The 18,013-nt window shown below is 34.0% G+C and carries 12 protein-coding genes; 3 read left to right on the forward strand and 9 right to left on the reverse strand.

The window, feature by feature from the left end; all coding sequences use genetic code 11:
- Window positions 1-344: 344 nt before the first annotated feature.
- The 7 genes from ACQKIM_RS07475 to comX form a co-directional block, all read right to left on the reverse strand.
- Complete coding sequence (locus tag ACQKIM_RS07475; protein WP_427541355.1) at window positions 345-1,667, reverse strand: hypothetical protein; 1,323 nt, start codon at window positions 1,665-1,667, stop codon at window positions 345-347.
- A gap of 198 nt (window positions 1,668-1,865) precedes the next feature.
- Complete coding sequence (locus ACQKIM_RS07480; RefSeq protein WP_427541358.1) at window positions 1,866-4,724, reverse strand: hypothetical protein; 2,859 nt, start codon at window positions 4,722-4,724, stop codon at window positions 1,866-1,868.
- Window positions 4,725-4,865: 141 nt separating this feature from the next.
- Window positions 4,866-6,401: an SMI1/KNR4 family protein gene (locus ACQKIM_RS07485; protein ID WP_427541361.1), complete on the reverse strand. Its 1,536-nt coding sequence runs from the start codon at window positions 6,399-6,401 to the stop codon at window positions 4,866-4,868.
- Between the two features lie 14 nt (window positions 6,402-6,415).
- Complete coding sequence (locus ACQKIM_RS07490; RefSeq protein ID WP_427541364.1) at window positions 6,416-6,940, reverse strand: SMI1/KNR4 family protein; 525 nt, start codon at window positions 6,938-6,940, stop codon at window positions 6,416-6,418.
- Window positions 6,941-7,000: 60 nt separating this feature from the next.
- Window positions 7,001-7,678, reverse strand: a complete 678-nt coding sequence (locus ACQKIM_RS07495) for an endonuclease V (RefSeq protein ID WP_427541665.1) — start codon at window positions 7,676-7,678, stop codon at window positions 7,001-7,003.
- Between the two features lie 168 nt (window positions 7,679-7,846).
- A complete protein-coding gene (locus ACQKIM_RS07500) occupies window positions 7,847-10,180 on the reverse strand; it encodes an ATP-binding protein (protein ID WP_427541367.1) in 2,334 nt (777 codons plus the stop codon).
- Complete coding sequence (gene comX / locus ACQKIM_RS07505) at window positions 10,171-10,329, reverse strand: competence pheromone ComX (protein WP_427541370.1); 159 nt, start codon at window positions 10,327-10,329, stop codon at window positions 10,171-10,173. Before comX ends, ACQKIM_RS07500 begins: the two co-directional genes overlap by 10 nt.
- A gap of 360 nt (window positions 10,330-10,689) precedes the next feature.
- On the opposite strand from comX, the gene ACQKIM_RS07510 reads away from it, so the two are divergent.
- A complete protein-coding gene (locus ACQKIM_RS07510) occupies window positions 10,690-11,328 on the forward strand; it encodes a hypothetical protein (RefSeq protein WP_427541373.1) in 639 nt (212 codons plus the stop codon).
- 97 nt (window positions 11,329-11,425) lie between these two features.
- Here ACQKIM_RS07510 and ACQKIM_RS07515 read toward each other — a convergent pair whose 3' ends face one another.
- A complete protein-coding gene (locus ACQKIM_RS07515) occupies window positions 11,426-11,917 on the reverse strand; it encodes an Lrp/AsnC family transcriptional regulator (RefSeq protein WP_427541376.1) in 492 nt (163 codons plus the stop codon).
- 236 nt (window positions 11,918-12,153) lie between these two features.
- On the opposite strand from ACQKIM_RS07515, the gene ACQKIM_RS07520 reads away from it, so the two are divergent.
- Complete coding sequence (locus ACQKIM_RS07520) at window positions 12,154-13,077, forward strand: DMT family transporter (RefSeq protein ID WP_427541379.1); 924 nt, start codon at window positions 12,154-12,156, stop codon at window positions 13,075-13,077.
- Between the two features lie 63 nt (window positions 13,078-13,140).
- Here ACQKIM_RS07520 and ACQKIM_RS07525 read toward each other — a convergent pair whose 3' ends face one another.
- On the reverse strand, window positions 13,141-16,311 hold the full coding sequence (locus ACQKIM_RS07525; protein ID WP_427541382.1) for a hypothetical protein: 3,171 nt from the start codon (window positions 16,309-16,311) through the stop codon (window positions 13,141-13,143).
- 353 nt (window positions 16,312-16,664) lie between these two features.
- Between ACQKIM_RS07525 and ACQKIM_RS07530 the strand changes: the two genes are divergently transcribed.
- Window positions 16,665-17,891 (forward strand): DUF418 domain-containing protein, encoded by a 1,227-nt coding sequence (locus ACQKIM_RS07530; RefSeq protein WP_427541385.1) that lies wholly within the window; start codon window positions 16,665-16,667, stop codon window positions 17,889-17,891.
- The last annotated feature ends 122 nt before the right edge of the window (window positions 17,892-18,013 follow it).

Raw genomic sequence — 18,013 nt, forward strand, 5'->3', positions numbered from 1 at the left:
TCCCTCCCATATCTCTTGTAGCTAAAATGCTGCAATAGTCGTGCAAAATGATGATCGCCTAAATCTTCATTGTATCCTTTCGCTTTTCTTTGCAACCTACCACCATTGACTGATCCATCTCTCCCTATCTAATAAAATCAAAACCCCTTAAATAACGACATTTTCGTTATATATTCGTATAATAATCAAATTTTTATAAAATGACAATATTTTTTTGAAAATTCCTACTAGATAAAACATAAAAAAGGATATAAGACATCTAAAAAATACGCTTGAATCCTTAAATATTTATCTAACGAAAAAAATATCCCTAAACCGTAAATGGTTTGGGATATTTCTTTAGATTAATACGTAGAACGGTGCATAATAAGCTGATACATTTTGATGGGCCTACCTCGAGTATGCTGTAGTTCCTCTCCTGCTACCTTTGCTAAGCCTACACTACATAAATCAGCAACAATACGCTGAGCATTTCGTTCACTCATTTGAAGCTGTGTCGCTAAATCCTTTGTCGTAAAATGCTTCCAACGCATTTTTTGAACTAAAGCCAGTATTTTGGTATAGGTTTTGATGCTAATACTACCTCTTTTCAATTTCTCAATTATAGCGGGATCTTCTGCTCGATAGGAATAAGACAGCTCTTCTATATTTCCAACGGATTCAATAATAGTACCATCATCCTGTATCATAATAATATCAATGGATTCATTTGCTTTGGTTTGACGTAAACCTCTATGTGCATGTAATTCTGCATTAAATACAGTCTGCGCAAAGCCGATTCCTGCCGCGACCTTCCCCTCCATTTCAATGGACAGCTGATACATTTTCTCTGTGATGAACTGAATTTGACCTTCAATAGCTCCCCTAGTACTAAAAATTGTATATCTACCATTTCCCTCCTCTACTAAGGAGCCATCAATTCGTTCGCATAATTGCAATAAATTTTCTTTTATGCGTAATTCTAAATATTGAATACGATAGCCCTGCTTCATTCGCTCCTTCAAAGAATCGAAATCCTTTATTTCAAGCATAACAGCACCGATTTGTGTTTCTTTATAATACGAGGTTTTAATTTTTTCTGTAAACAACTGTACAGTATGGTAAATTTCTGTTTTTGTAGGAGAAACCCAATACGACGGAACCCCCATCTTTCTTAACTGCTCATCTACTGACGGATAACAAGTGATGGCAAAATCAATTTTTCCTTCTTGCCAGAGCTCAAAATGGAAATCAAATAATTCCTTCGGATCAATGGCGACATCAAATTCCTTAAGATACATATTTCTCACATTTTGTTCAATCTCCGCTAATCCTTCTGAGGTCATTTGTGCAGGAGATGGAATAATATCAATACTGACATTTTCGATAAATTTTTTTCTTTTATAGGACTGCTCTAAAAAGCCTTTATAGATAGCTGCCTCCGAAAAAATAATATGTGCCAGCTTATCCTGTGAAACGCTTGTCTGACTAGCAATTTTATAAGGTATGTATCCTGAAAAAAGCCAAAAATCCACATCTTGATTATGACTCTCTACAATATCTTTCGTTTCAGTGGCGATACCATAAATATATGGAATAAACGCCATGTCCTGCTCAATTTCATGTGCTAATTCGATAATTTTTTCCACGGATTTAATTGGTCCAACAACACCTATTTTATACATCATAAGCTCCTACCTTCTCTATCAATTACTCCATGCATTTAGCACTCCTCTTATTAACTGTAAATAGTATAGCGAATATATTATAGCCTAGACAATTGAAAGCTTTAAATTCTGCTGAAGGATATGCTTTTTCTCTACAAATAAACCCCGAATAATAAGCATATTCGAGGTTTGTTTAACACAATATTGAATTAAGAGATCTTACACATCATTGCTATACAAATTCTTATACAGAATTTCTAGTTTTTTCGAGAGCTTCCCATAGGCTGTCTGCCAAGCTTTACGTGCTTCTTCTTTTCCTTCACCAGCAGGAACATAAAGCGCATGGATCTCCGCTACCTTTTTCAAGTCACTCTCTGCCTGCGTTAGCTTCGAATAATTTTTTACAACTTTTTTCTCCGAGGCACTAAGGGCATCATATTGCGTACGGATTTCTTTTACCTTCGTCTCCAAATCAGCTATATACTCGCCATTTTCAAGCAATCCATTAATCGTTTCAATTAAATTTAAAGCTGTATCATTAGATTGCTGCTGTCCTTTTTCTTTATCTAGAATAGCTTGTCTAACGACAGGGCTAACTAAACTCATTTGTTTCGCAGTAAGTTTCGCATAAGCTTTTACAACAGTTGTTGGATTGCTATTAAATGATTTTTCATACTGCTTCATGAAGGAATCTACTTTCTTCACATCAGAAACTGCAGTAGTTAAAATCGTGGCATTAGTAAGACGCTTTTTATCACTAGAACTTAGCTTATTATATTGGGCTGAAAGTTCATTAATTCTATCGATTGAAACGGTATACATATCATTCATAACAATTGTTGCAATTTCACTATTTAGCTTGGAGATATCAGGCGCGTTACCATCTGGTAAACGATTATTCAGTAAATCATCATATTGTTGCTTTGCTAAGTGCTGCTGATTTGCAGGCAGCTTTGCATATGCCGTTTCAACTGTTTGGATTTTTTTAGCCTGCTTGGTAACATCCGTTTCCTCTCTAGCTGTTTGCACCTTTTTATGGAAGGATTTAACACCTGACAAATCCTTACTAGCGGCTGTTAATAAATAATAGTTAGTTACATATTTTCGTGCAGTAGAAGAAAGATTTTTATAGGTTGCTGTTGCAGCATTTACAGCTGTTTCGAATTGTGTAAATGTATATTTTGAAACATCAGCAAGCTTCGCAATATCACCCTTTAATGCTTCGGCTGCAGCCTTATCAGAAGGTTCCTTGCCACCTGTGTCAACTGTAACCTTAGGTGTATTCAATAAAAAATCATCAGCATTATATACAAGTGATTGTTGAAGACTCGTTAATTTATTATAAGCTTTCAATATACTAGTATAATTTGAGTTTAGTTTACTTTCCGCTACACCAGTAGTTTGACTAAGTTTTTTATAAGCATCCATATCCTTAATCACTTTTTCAGCTGCCTTAAAGTCCTTCTGGAGAATTAGGATATCTTCATACCCAGTAATTTTAGCAGCAGAATTTTTCGTCAAGCCCTTATATTCATTAATAATACGATTTACATTATTAACATGACTCTGCCAAGAATGGACAGAAGGATCAATCGGATAGCTATCGATAGCACCATATATATAACTAGCTATATCTATATTCAGCTTTTGGATTTGATTATCTTCTGCGTCTTCAGCTTCAAGTAAAATTGTCACATAATTGGTTGGCACTAATTGTAACTGTTTAAATGTTAGCTTTTCATAGGTGGATCGAATGGATTTCGCAACAGTTACCTGCTTGTTAGGCGTATTATTTTGTGATAATTTCTCAAAGGATTTGATAAATTGCTCAATCTTTTTTATATCCGACTTCGCATCATTTAAAATAGCTTGATTTTGCACTGTAGAGCGGTAATTTTGCTTTAGTTTGGCTATATCCTTTTCGATTGCCTCTACAGCTGTTTGTAAAGCTTCTTTACTTGCAGGAACATATTTAACAAGAGCATTTTCGTATTTTAATAAGCCTACAATGACTTGATTTAATCTTCTTACCTCATTAATTTGCTCGATATCAGATGGATCTTTTAGAAGGCTTTTAATGCTAGCATATAAACCATCATTAACATCCAAGCTTCGTTGTAGTAAATCCAGCTTATCGTAAGACTCCTCGATCTCTTTTAAATACTTCGGCAAATCCTTCTCACTAACTTCTTTTACTTTATCTACTTTCTCAGCAAGTTTACTCATTAATTCTATATCAGCAACAGCTCTCTTTAAAACATCGTAATTTGTCACATTTGCCTTCGCAGGAGCTGTTAATGCCTGATACCTAGCGTCCATCGCTGTTACTTCTCCCTTAAATAACTCTAGGCTTGAAATATTGTATTGATGGTCGTTTTTAAGCAATGTTTTAATTTCACTAATCATTGAATTTGTCGGTTCATTCGATACTGTAATGACATCAGAAAAATCTGATTCTACAATCGCGGGACCAACTTTTGCTCTTACCTTAACCATAATGTCTTGCATGTTTTTTTCTAAGGCATCTTTCGGAATTGTATATGTGCCGCTAGTAGCCCCGTCAATGATAGTGAAGGACTCACCAACTTTATAAAACCATTGATAGCTATATGTAATTTGACTACTTTGTAATTTGGCACCTGCACCATCCGTCACTTCGGCTGTAGCCTTTAACGCTTCCCCAGGAACAACATATTTAGAAGACACTGCAAATGTAGGCTTTGCAATTGCCAGCTGAAGCGTATTTATTGTTAGTGGTGCACTTTTATATTTACTATCGTTCGTTGTAATAGCTTCTACAAATAATGTTTTTCCGGCTGCCTCTACTGGTACTGTAAAGGATGCAGCAGTTGCACCAGAGATTGGTTTATTTGTATTATCATTTTCAACATAATACCATTGGTAACCTTTCACAATTGAATTCGCTGGTAAATTCTCAATAGAAGCCTTTAACACACCATTTACCATATTTTGTCCTAACACTGTCACTGTTGGTGTTGCATCCACTGCACCTGCCACTGTTGGTACAATAAGAGCTGCTGGAATAGCGGCTACTGTGAAAAATAATTTTTTATTCAATTTTTTTACCTCCTCTATCCATCTATTCAATTATATCGGTCATAATTTTGGAATTTCCTTCGTTTTACGGAATATTTCTAAAAAGTGTATTTTCTCCTATTTCAAAATACAAAATAATATTTTTATGATCTCTATCTATACTTAGACCTTATGAGTGTCTAAATACTGATGCCATACTTTCTGCTTCTCAGCTGTCATTCCACCAATAATAGTAGAAAAATCAATCGCTTGATGAAATAGGTCTTTTAAGTAATAAAATTGCTCGAATGATCCTGTAAATTTTTTTAGCGAGGAAGATTTTGCAATAACCTTAAGATTCTCTATTGTTGACCCATCTAATTTTAAGCTTTTTAAATTTTTCAATACTCCAATTGCTGTTCCATCCTCAAGTACTGTATTCTTTAAAATGATTTCTCGCAATTGATGATTAGATGAAAGACAATCTAGATTTTTCAAATAACAATTTTCAACTGTTATTACTTGCAAATTTTTCAGGTATCTTAACTGCAATAAATCCTCTTCTTCAATATTTTTCAACTGATGAATGTTTAATTGTTTTAAAGTGCTGATTTGAGCAATTTGTTTTAATTGTTCTTTATTTACGATTGATACGGATAAGGATTCAAGTGCCTGGCATTGTTGGAGGATTGATAAATCTTTAACATCTGTTTGATCCATTTCCAGATTTTTTAATCGTGGCATTCTGCCTAATGGGGTTATATCGAAAATCTTTGTATAATTAAAATTTAATTCTTGCAAATGCTCTAGATTTGCTAATGGCGTTAAATCACTTAATGGATTCTTAATTAAATAGAGTTTCTTTAGAGAAAGCATGTTATTTAAAGGGGTTATATCAGTCAATTGATTGTTGGTTAAAATTAATTCTCTTACTTCTGTACAAAATTGTAACGGTTTAATATGCGTGAGATTTTTCCCTATTAAATACAATTTCTTTCTTTTGATAAAATCTTCTGGATTGGAGAAATCCTCTTGTATTATTTCTTTCCATTGAGCATCTAAGTCCTGCATCCATTTGGATGTATCCTCTTTAGATATAGGAGATACAGGGTTCAGAACAGGCAATTCAAGGCTTTTCAGTGCATCTAAAAAATGGGTGCTGTTTTTATAATTCCAGTAGAGATAGTCTTCCTCTTGTTCAATTTGATAATTTCCCTGTAAAATGGTTTCAGCGATAAATTCTAGAAAATCTGATAATTGAGTAGCAATAACATATTTTACTTCCTCATCACGCCCAAAATTAATGACCTGACCTATTTGCCCTTTATGATCTGGATCGACATCTATGCCAATATTATTACCGCCAAAATCCTTACTAATAGGTATCCAAAAACGATTAATATACCTTTCTTTTATGTATCCAGCTGGGACTGAATAAGAACTCCCCTCCATTGCAAACTCCTCTTCTAACTGCTCCCATACATACCATTCCTGCAAAACATCATTTAATGATAAAAACGGCAATCCAAAAAACAAGCCTGGTCCGTCTTCCTTCTCTCCATTATGCATTAGATAGAGCTCTCTTATATCATCAGGAAATTTTATAGCCATCTCCTTTTCAACCTTCTGTATCTCTTCCTCTGAGGCTGGGGGATTTAAAAAGGACGAAAATTTTTGGTCTAACTGAATCTTTAATTTTTCCATTGTCAACTTAATCATAGTCGTTTACCTCCCTAATCAAAATTCGAATCATTTTCTTCGTTTAAACATTTTTCTAGAAATTCAAAAAGGCTCTTTGCAACAGTTGTTCGGTTTCCCCAATCATGCCAAAAATACAACACCTGTCCCACCACACCTTCTTCCGTTGGATCAGTATCAAGACAAAGATAATCTCCTCCGCCATTTTCAGCAATAGGGATCCATTTTTTATGCCAAAGCATTGGTTTAACCTCAACACCGTACTCTATATCTGGAAGCAGATCATCTGGGTCAAATTCCTCCTGTAGGAACATCCAATTTTCAATAATTTCTGAAATAGGAGAAAGTGTTAAATTTCTAACAAAAGGCTCTATTCCCAAATTCCATACTTGTCCATTATAAATGCCATAAAAACTTTTCATCTCCTGTGGAAGTGTAACACCTAAGGTATTTTCAATTAGCTGAAATTCTTCATCTGTCGCACCAGACTGAAGATTCAATGCATCTTTGCCCTTTTTTTCAATGATACATCTCCATAAATTATTCGCTTGAGTATTCAATTAAGATTCCCCTCACTCTAAAAAGATTAATTCATCTCTCTCTCAGATATATCGACATGTTCACACATCATCTTGATGCAATTTCCTTGCCTGATGAGTGGCTAAATCTGCATATCTTACAGGGATTGGTAGACGGCTATCTTTATCAATAAAATGCATTGTTATGTTTGTGGCTGTGTCTAAATCAATCCAGTTTCCACTCGATACAAATATAGGCTTAACATCCTTTCTACTTCTAAGCGCACGCCCATATACCTCTCCATCAATTTCGATATTAGTAAACGCTCCCCCAATATTGTCAGGCATCGTGAAATCTATATTTTCAATTTTGTAGTATGTCTTCGCTACGCCAATTGTCGGTTTCTGTAAGTAGAAGGAAGCATGTGTGGCAATTCCCATATGACGCTTATGTAAATAACCATTGCCATCAAACATATACAGGCTTGGATGAGTTTTCAGCTTTTTGACAGCTTCTAAAATAAGAGGCAATTCTCGAAATGCCAAGAACCCAGAAATATAAGGAATGGTAATTTCATTTATGTATGCAACTTGCTCTATCAATTTTTTTGAACTAAAATCAAAAACTTGTATACAGCAGACTCCATATTCCTTATTATTTTTATGCCAATAGGCAATATCTACGCCAGCTACAAGGCTAATTTGATTCTCTAAGAAATTATTTTGTAGAGAAATACGCTCCCTTAAATTATTTTGTTGTGAGGTAAAGTTTAGTATCATTTCTTCTTTTTCCAAGACTAAACATCTCCTTTCTTCTTCTAAATAAACATAAAACTTGTCAATTTCAAAGTAAAAACCTCCTAATCTTTACTTGCGCTGTGAATTCTGCACAATACAAAAAGATTAGAAGGTATGAAAATGGTTCATGTTTTGCTTTCTATTCATAGATTATCCTATATAAGCTTGCCTTTTATTATAGAGATCGTAGCCATAAGTAGTGGAAGTATTCCCTTCATTCACCATGATTCGAATGGACATACCTTCCCCTAAATTCGTAATAATTGAGAACTGACCATTAAAAGCCTGTACCCGTTCCTGCATCCCCCTTATCCCCATGGAATCAGCAAGAATAATATCATCCATCTTACAGCCAACACCATTATCAGAATAATTGATCTCAAATCCATTTTCTGTTTCAAATAGGTTAATTTCAACAGTATCAGCATACGAATGTTTCAAGGCATTATTCAATAGTTCTTGGAAAAGACGATAGATCATTAAGTTCAAACGTTCATCCTCCAAATAAAGACGATCAATGGTGTAAATTAGAACAAATTCAGCACGTTTATGAATTTTTTGAATAAGCTTCTCAAGGGCAGCATTTAAACCTAATGTATCTATTAAAGGAGGCTTTAAATTTTCACAATAGCCTCTTAAATCATTCAAGGTAGCTAGCATATGTTCATGAATCTTCGAAAGCTTGGTTTGAATATCTACCGTATTCTTTGTATGGACAAGTACATCCATTTCCCTTGCGATATGTAGCTGTTCCTGTAGGTTTGTATCGTGTAACTCTTGTGCCAATTGATATTTTTCTTCCTCAAATCGCAGCCAAAGTAATTTATTGAGCCATGGTAGCTGGCTTTTATCCGCCGCTTTCATATGCTTTAACTGTTCTAATAAACCCTCAACCATTTTCGTATTTTCAATAAAATTATTTAAATACAGAAGCACTAGCTCTAACCATAGTAATTCCTCTTCTTTTAGATAAATTGATTGATTATGATCGACAACTAGAATTCGCTTAAAGTTAGCATCTTGATGAATAAAGGCAATGTAAAAATGAGCCGTTTTCTTAATATCCCCTAACCGTAGCTGCTCAATTAATACCTCATCCACTTGATTTTGTGTATATTCTTTTAATTTGCTCGTTGAGGTAACAGCATGTGTGTGAAAATCGTAGGTAAGTACATAAACATGATGAATTTCCAGATGCAAGGAGACTTCCTGAACAAATCTTTCTAGTAAATCTTCAATTTTCACGACTCTACCGATACTATCAACAGTCGTATACAATCGATGGATATAATCTCCCTTTGTGGAAAACAGGATTTTTCGCTTGCGATAATCGATTTTCTCTTTTATATAAAAAAGAGCGATTAACGATAAAAAAGTAAAAAAGAAGATTTCTGTCATTCTTGAAATCGATAAATCAGTAATCCAATAAAGACCAATCATTAGCCAAATCGTAAAGGCAAAGGAAAAATTAAAATAATGACGTAAGCGTGAAATAAAGTATTCCATATCAAATAGACGTTCAGTGAGCTGTGTACAAATAAAACTGTAAGGTATCAATACTAAAAAAAGAGAACAAATATCTGCTGAAAGTAATTGTTTATGAAAGATAACTTCTGGTAATGCGTATAGAAACAGAAAAGGCATAAACGGAATGATTATACTGCTCAATAAAATTTTTAATTGCGGTATTTTATATTTAAAATTCCCTGAAATCATAATCCCAAGAATTATGATAAGTAGTAAGAAAAATATCCCTAAGATTATATTTGAAAGCGCAACATGAGTAGATCTATCTGCAATACCATAAATGCTTAAAAATACTACCGTTAGAGGGAGTACATATAGTATCTTTATGTTATTTATAAACAACCATTTTATATTTAAAAAATCAAAGTAAAGCCTTAAAAAATGTATTAAAAGTACAGGACATAGAAGCATACTACTACGATTTACAATTATCCCTACATTGTTTAATATTCCAGAAGCTCCTATACTTACATATGCTAATGAAACTGTTAGTATAAATAAGATTAATAGATTTAGTAATGGTGTTTTTTTCTGTTTAAGATACAAATATACGGAAAGTATTAGTGATAGGAAGTAATATATAGTTGGTACAACAAATACATAATAAAATTGTTGAGGAATATCGAATGGTTTTATTTTTACATGTACTATATCACCATTAGGTTTCTCTAAAATTAATTTATTTGCTGCACGTATTACGAATTCATACTTTACATTAGAAATATTTCTTATATCTTTCTCATCAACTTCTAATATAATATCTCCAGGCTCTATTTGAAACTTATTAGCCCAATCCTTGTAGTATGGATTTGTTACTATCCAATTTCCGCCTTTTTCTACAATTTCAATATTTAAAAAGGGCTTACTATAAGATGTAAATAATAAATAGATTCCTATTATTACATATATACCTATAGTAAGCCAAAACCATCTGGAATTAGTTAATCTTAGTTCCACAAACGATTTTCTATACACAACTCTTCATCAAAAGAGTCTAAAATTGCCTTCTGTTCAAGTTCTGTAACACCAACAAGAGAAGCCTTTTTTTCTTTTAACAAAGATACTAACGACGGGTTTTTTTCCAAATATTGAATCATGTTAATCATAAAATCTCCTCATTTCATATGTTTTATAGTTACACCTATTTATATGTTATTTATATCCTCAATGGAATTTATAACCAATATTGTAACTACACCTTCATTATACTATCTTTTTACATTTATTCAACAATATTTTCCAAAAATTCCTAAAATATAATAGATTATGTGCTAGTTCTTCTAAATGCGTCAATTTTTCTTTTAATGTTAAACACTATTAATTCACAAGACTGTAAGTAAATTTGCTATTGATAGGGTCTGTCTGCAAATACAAAACTGGTAAACTCCATTCTATATATCAAAACAATTGTTTAAAAAGATAAACTCATACCGATAGAAACCGTAAATACAAAGGAGGAATGATAGATGAAAATTACACTAAATCCATATGCAAATTTAGGAGCTGTTTCTTCATTTCAAATGAATCAAAATGCCACCCCGTTTGAAATCAAGAGTCAAGATGTAGATTCCAAGGAGACAGAGATTGAGCTATCAAGAAAAAAGCATGCTGAATTTGTGCAATCCAGTAATGCGATTTTCGAGGGCGCAACACCCACTCAATTAGTCAACACCCAAACAAATTCTATTACTATTTCAAAGGGTGTCTACTATCGTATCGGCACAGTTAACGGCAAGCCACTAAACGGTACACCTCTAACAGGTGGGGGCTTTAATTCCAATTTTAGTCCCCAGATATTTGTTCATCCTGATACTCCTGCTGGCACACCATTAACACCAGAACAATTGGAATCACTGCGTATCCATAAATCTTATTCACAGCAGGAACGTCAAGAAGCGAATAAACTAGTTAGCATTTTTATGAGTTTAGTTCGTCTCGCTGATGGTAAAACCTCAGTTGAAAGTATGAATACACCTGAATTTACTCAAAATTTTCCGAAATTTGCGGAAGGTGTAGGTCTTGATTTAACACAACCCTTCTCTATCAATGGAAAATCCTTTGTGTATTCGAATGGGGAATTGCGGTCAATTGCAGCTGAAGAATAACAAAATAACATTAAAATAGTAACGGTAGATAAGCTTTTACATGCTCTACCGTTACTTTTGCAGTAAACCACTTTTTAAAAAATGGATCTTCCTGTAGCTACTTTCCAAACTCTATGTTAGTTATAGGCAAAACTGTAGAATTTTTTATTTCTCTTAATGATAAGTTAGTTTGAATTCTTGATATACCAAGCTTATTTAACTTTCTTATAAAGCCATCCAGCTCCTTTCTGTCTCTTATCACTACCTTAAGCAGGTAATCGTATTCCCCTGTTAAACAATGGCATTCTAATACTTCCGACATTGCCTCTAAAGCATTTTCTAAAATATCTAATTGTTCGGCTTGATGGATATTTGTACTGATAAAAACATAACACAGTAAATCAAATCCAAGCTTCTCTTGATTTAAGATCGCCACTTGTTTATTAATAAACCCCTCACTCTCTAAGCGTTTAATTCTTGTGTGTGTCGCTGGCGGGGATAAATTAACACGTCTTGCAAGTTCGGCATTACTTATTTGAGATTCTCTTTGTAAAATATCTAAAATTTGTATATCAATTGCATCTAAAATTTTGCTTACAAATGATTCCACTTAAATTCTCCTTTATGATTATTCTAAAAACTAGCCTAAGAACATCCTTTAAATTAATTTTATTTTATCAAATATACATTTAACTTTCCTTTATTTCGTTTTTTTCTAATTATACAAAATAGTATTCCTTAAAATAAACAAAAACAATATAATAATTAACAAATCTATATAGGAAATGTCATTGTGCACAATGGCTTCTATTTTTCAACGTAAGAGTGAAAAAGGAGCTAAATGATATGTCAAAGTTTTATGTGTTATTATTACTATTAACAAGCTTGCTATGGGGAGGAAATTTTGTAGTTGGCAAATCTCTTGTAGATCATGCTTCACCGCTGACATTGACAAGCTTAAGGTGGATCATTGCTATTGCTGTTCTACTGCCAGTGGTTTGGTGGAAGGACAAAAAAATAATCCCTTCCTCACATGCAGTTTTACCATTAATTTTAATGGGCATCTCAGGTGTGGCTCTATTTAACCTGCTTCAATTTTCGGCATTAGAACGGACTACATCAACGAATGTTGGATTAATTTCAGCCTTAAATACTATTTCGATTTCTATTTTTTCATATTTATTTTTAAAAGAAAAAATCAATATACTACAAGTTTTATCTATGATTATTTCACTTTTGGGCGTCCTGATCGTTCTGTCCAAAGGAAAGATCCATCTACTATTTTCAGTGGATTATAATATTGGGGATTTACAGATGGTATTAGCTGTAGGTGTTTGGGGAATATACTCCGTATGCAGCTTGTGGGCTATGAAAACCACGTCACCTCTAATGTGTACCTTATATTCAGGTTTATTCGGACTTCTTATTCTTCTACCCATGAATATCTTTGATTTTCATATTTATAACATCAATTATTCTTTTATTTTATCAATTTTATATACAGGTGTTATCTCTACAGTTGTTTGCCTTGTCCTTTGGAATATTGGCATACAAAAATTAGGTAACACAGCAGCTGGTATTTACTTGAATTTCAATCCAATTTTCACCGCCATCCTAGCGTTTTTGTTTTTAGGTGAACAATTGACATGGCTACAAGGTATTGGAGGATTAATTGTAATTATAGGGTGTTATTTATTCACATACTTTAAAAAATTAAAAGTAATTTCTACTGACAATTTTAGCGTAACTAATCTAAGAGATAGTAGTTAACCATATGAAAACCGTTATTTTGATGTTTCTTTTTCAAAATAACGGTTTTATCTATTTGTATAATTATTCGATTCTCGTAGGGTACTCTATTAGATATAATTTCTCTAACTGATTAGAGAGTTTATTAAAGGAATTTTGCCAAGCCTTTCTTGCAACCTGTTTGTCATCGGCGTTTAAAATAGCTTCCTCTAATGCACGAACTTCAGCGACCTTTGCTAAATCATTTTCCGCTTTTGTTAGCTTTGAATAATTTTTCACTAAGCTTTTTTGTACTGTTGATAGTGCCTCATATTCACTGCGCAACTGTCCAACTTCACCCTTTAAATTGGTTATATACTCGCCAGAGCTCACTAAATTGTCAATTTTACTTACTAAGTCCAATGCCACATCATTTGATTCACGCTGTTGTTTTTCTTGTTGAATGATATTATCCCGCATTTGACTTGGAACGAGATTTGCTTGCTGTACTGTCAGCGCATTAAATGCTTTTATCACATTTTGAATATTTTTTGTAGGGTTTTCTTGCATTTTATTATATTGAGTAAGAAAAGCCTCCACTTTTTTTACATCTGCCGTTGCTTGTTTTAAGACTGAGTAATGGATAACTTTCTTTTGCTCCGCTGCTGAAAGATTTTTATACTTTCCTTCCAGCTTTTTAATATCCTCTATACTTGCATTACCGTCTGAAAGCTTAGCAATCGCTTCATCTAATTCTGTCAAATCCGTATACATTTCATCATTTGTTAAAGAAGCAATTAAATTTTTATAGGTTTCATCTGCACCAGCAAGCTTTTGCTGATTAGCGGATAAGCTTAAATAAGCCTTTTGGACACCTTGAATTTTTGCATAGCGCTTTTTCAAATCAGCTTCCATTGCTACCGTTTCAGCTTTCTTTATAAATGACTGCACCGCTTTCACATCTTTTTCCGCCGCTTTTAATTCATTATAATTTGTCACATATTTACGCGCAGCTGATGTAAGCCCGCTTTTATACTCATTCACTAATTTTTCTATGTCTTGGGCATAGATTGCAAAACTACTGTTTGGTACCGCAATAACAAGATTGATTTTGGCAACAAAGGCAGTTCCCAATTCCTTTGCCTTCACCTCTGCTTCAGGCAATGGTTTATCACCTGGTGGTTGCTGAGATGGTGAAGGTGAGATTAATTTATCACTATTTTTCACTAAGGATTTTTGCAGCGTCGTTAATTTATTGAGTGCATTCAATGTACTGTTATACGTCGAATTCAATTTTGAATCATTAACACCTACTGTATCAAACAATTGCTTATATTTTTCAATTTGTGCCGTCACATTATCTGCAGCTTTTATATCCTTCTGCAATTGTAAAAGCTCTGTATAACCCGTTACCTTTTTGGCATTATCCTTCGTCAACGTTTTATACATTGTAAGAGCTTTATTGATTTCCTTGATATCATCTATCGAATCAATTCCTTTATACTCAGTAATAGGCCCTAATGTAATATACTTATCTATCACACTTTGAACATAGATAACATCTTTTTCCTCAGCCGTTTCTGCTATGGCAAGATTACTACCCGTATCAAAAAGGCTACTAGGTACTAGGCTTTGCTGTTTCACATTAAGCTTTTCATAGGCTGTGTTAATGCTTTTTGCTGCAGCGACCTGTTTCTTGGCAGTAGTATTGACATCTATTTTATTAGCTTTATCTAAAAAGGCCTGTACTTTTTTAATATCTGCCTTTGCTGTATTTAAAATATCCAGATTTTGAACTGTCGATTTATATTCACTGGAAAGCTTGGCAATACGATCCTCTATGTTCTTAATGTTCTCCTGTAATTTAGAAAGTGAACCCTTGTATGTTACCAATACATAGGATGATCCTGCTGTTGGTAAATCTAAAAGCCCTAAGATTGATTTATTTATCTCTATTACCTCTGCAATGTCTGTATTCTGCGATGCACTTCCTAGGCCAGTCTGAATATCAGGATAAATGCTCATATCAATACTTCTTTGCAGTAAATCTAACTTTCCATATTCTGCATCTAGCGCTTTAAACTTTTGGATTTTAGCCGTACCATCCACTAATTTTTGTGCCTCGAGTATTTGATCTTTTATAGACTTCACCACTTTATAATCCTCTATAGCACGCTTTAAAATATCATAGTTGGTTACGTTTGCTTTAGCTGCTGCTGTTAATGCTGTATATTTACTTGTTAGGCTTGTTAGCTCATTACCGAATTGTTCAAAGCCTAAAGATTTATAGACGATAGCCTTATTTGAATTCCCTAATAAGTCATCAATAGATTTTACTAATCCTTCAGCTGGGTTATTAGCTACCTCTACCACCTCAGAGTAACTAGGACCTGTTTCTGTTGTACCAACTGTTACTATCACACGAACTACAATTTTATTAATTTGATTTTCTAATGCATCTGCTGGAATTTTATAGGTAGCACCTGTCGCCCCAGAAATATAGGAATAGGAGTCACCCATTTTATGCATCCATTGGTAAGCATACGAAACCTGATCTGCTTTTAAATCTCTCGTATCATCTTTAACAGTTGGCTTAACAACGGATAATGTATCTCCAGGTAATACAAATTTTTCTGGTGAATAACCAATAATTTTTAATGGCGTAATAGAGGGATCAGGATCTAACTTTAACTGTAGTGCATCGATTGAGATTGGGTTACTTGTATAGTTTTTTCCTCCCTCTGATTTTGCCTCTACAACCAGCTGTTTCCCTGCTGCTTCAACTGGAACGGTAAGTTCTATATTTGTTGCAGCTTTAATAGGTGTTTTCTTACCATTGTCAAAGAAATACCATTGGTAGCTCTTCATTACAGGCTTAGGATTTAGAGTATTAATCTCTGGATAGACCTTACCATTTACATATTTTTCTCCAGTTGCTTGTAAGGTAGCATGGACGAACATTTTGTCACTTAAATACTCAGTTCCATCTTTTGTCGTCACCTTCACAATAATCGCTTTATCAGCTAAACCTGCTGGTATCGATATCTTATTACCCACCACATTGATTGGTGTTTGGTTTTCTCCCTCAACAGAAAACCATTGACAGGAAGCAATTTCTTTATCCTTTGGAATCAAGGAAGTATCGGCTGTTATTTCAGCCCCTTCAATATTATTTCCAGTAATTTTAACAATACTTGCATCAGCAGCTTGTACTTCCATTGGCACAATTAGAGCCGCTGGAGCTGCTGCCATTAAAAATAGTTTAGCTTTATCCATGTTCTCGCCTCTCTTACTATGTATCTATCTACACCCATTATAGCAATATTTTTTGCATATTAGCAATAATTGCCTAAGTCTTATAGTAATAGCTAACTAGGAAATTCTCTTTGATAGTGATAGTAAAAAAGTAGGTTTTTTTATTAAATGTCCTTTTATCAAGACCATCTTTAATTCTGATAATGCTTGGATCGATTCTAATAGATTTCGTTCTAGCACAATTAATCAGAATTTTTTCCAATATCTATTTTATGCTTAATTCCTAAATATTTCTGCTTCCTTATAAAATCCTGATAAATAGGATTTAAAGTCAAAAATAGAAACGTCAAATTACAACAAAAGGATGGATGGAAATGATAGAAAAGCTTTCTCCTATTTCTGCCAAAGAGCGGATAGAAGCACTTGATATTTTAAGAGGTTTCGCCTTACTAGGAATCATGCTTGCGAATATTATTTGGTTCCTTTACCCAGTTTACATGCAGGAAGATCCAAGCTTTAACAATGAATGGACGTCTTTTTGGAACCAAGCAGATTATTTAGTCAAGGTGATGCTTGCTATGTTTGTCGATGGTAAGTTTGTGATGCTTTTTTCCATGCTATTTGGCTTTGGAATGGTCATCATGCACGAAAGAGCCACTGTAAAGCAATTAAATTTCTGGAGCATATATTGTCGACGCCTTATTGCCTTATTTATCTTTGGCTGTATCCACGCCTATTTCATTTGGTTTGGTGATATTTTAACAGACTACGCGATTTTAGGATTGTTACTGCTTCTAATGCATAAGTTAAAGCCAAATGCTATGCTACTCATCAGTGTTGCTTTATATAGCTTATTTTTTGGGCTTTTAACGCTGGGAGCTCTATCCACTGATCCAACGATGACCATGACAATATCAGAGGAAAATCGTCTGCTTATGCAGGCTACGATAGATGCCCATCAAAATGGGACTATTCAAGAATTACTGGATGCAAATTTAATGGAGAGAATTTTTTATACGATGCGTAATGGGCTCTACGTCCTTTATTTAGGCAATCCCCTATTGTATATATTCACCAATCTGCCATTCTTACTTATGTTCTTATTTGGGGCAGCGATTGCCAAGAAAAAATGGATTCATCGTTTTCAAGAGTTTCGAAAAGGCTTTTTCATTACGTGGCTCATCACTTTGATTTTGGGTGGAACACTGAGTTGGATACTCCCCTTCGTTTTAGACAATCCAGCCGCTCCATTGATTCAATATATGAGCTCACCACTTCTTACCATTTTTTATGCCATTAGCCTACTTTTCATTTATCAAACGCTACATGGAAAGAAAGTATTGCAATGGCTCGCATACCCAGGGAGAATGGCCTTTACAAACTATATCGGTCAATCCGTTATTTGTACGTTTTTATTTGGACCATTTGCGTTTGGTGTTTACGGAAAACTACACTTAACGACAGCTATCTTAATTGCCATTGTTATTATTGGATTACAAATAATACTTAGTAAGCTATGGTTATCCAAATTCCGCTTCGGACCACTAGAGTATATTTGGAGGTCATTTACTTATTTAGGTATAAAAGAAAAGAGCAAATAGCTTGCTCTTCTTGTGGTTATGGAGAATTTCCTATTTTATTGTACGTTGTTCTACTTTTTCTATCCGTCGCTTTGTCTCTCCTATCCACCGCTTCTCTCGTTCTATCCACCAGAAACCATAAG

It is taken from the genome of Lysinibacillus sp. NPDC047702 (assembly GCF_050272555.1).
Lineage (GTDB): Bacteria > Bacillota > Bacilli > Bacillales_A > Planococcaceae > Lysinibacillus.

What these genes read in the sequence shown, in the direction of transcription:
- ACQKIM_RS07475 (WP_427541355.1), bottom strand. Translation starts at nt 1,667, where the DNA reads ATGATGTATAAAATAGGTGTTGTTGGACCAATTAAATCCGTGGAAAAA.
- ACQKIM_RS07485 (WP_427541361.1), bottom strand. Translation starts at nt 6,401, where the DNA reads ATGATTAAGTTGACAATGGAAAAATTAAAGATTCAGTTAGACCAAAAA.
- ACQKIM_RS07495 (WP_427541665.1), bottom strand. Translation starts at nt 7,678, where the DNA reads ATGATACTAAACTTTACCTCACAACAAAATAATTTAAGGGAGCGTATT.
- comX (WP_427541370.1), bottom strand. Translation starts at nt 10,329, where the DNA reads ATGATTAACATGATTCAATATTTGGAAAAAAACCCGTCGTTAGTATCT.
- ACQKIM_RS07510 (WP_427541373.1), top strand. Translation starts at nt 10,690, where the DNA reads ATGAAAATTACACTAAATCCATATGCAAATTTAGGAGCTGTTTCTTCA.
- ACQKIM_RS07520 (WP_427541379.1), top strand. Translation starts at nt 12,154, where the DNA reads ATGTCAAAGTTTTATGTGTTATTATTACTATTAACAAGCTTGCTATGG.
- ACQKIM_RS07525 (WP_427541382.1), bottom strand. Translation starts at nt 16,311, where the DNA reads ATGGATAAAGCTAAACTATTTTTAATGGCAGCAGCTCCAGCGGCTCTA.
- ACQKIM_RS07530 (WP_427541385.1), top strand. Translation starts at nt 16,665, where the DNA reads ATGATAGAAAAGCTTTCTCCTATTTCTGCCAAAGAGCGGATAGAAGCA.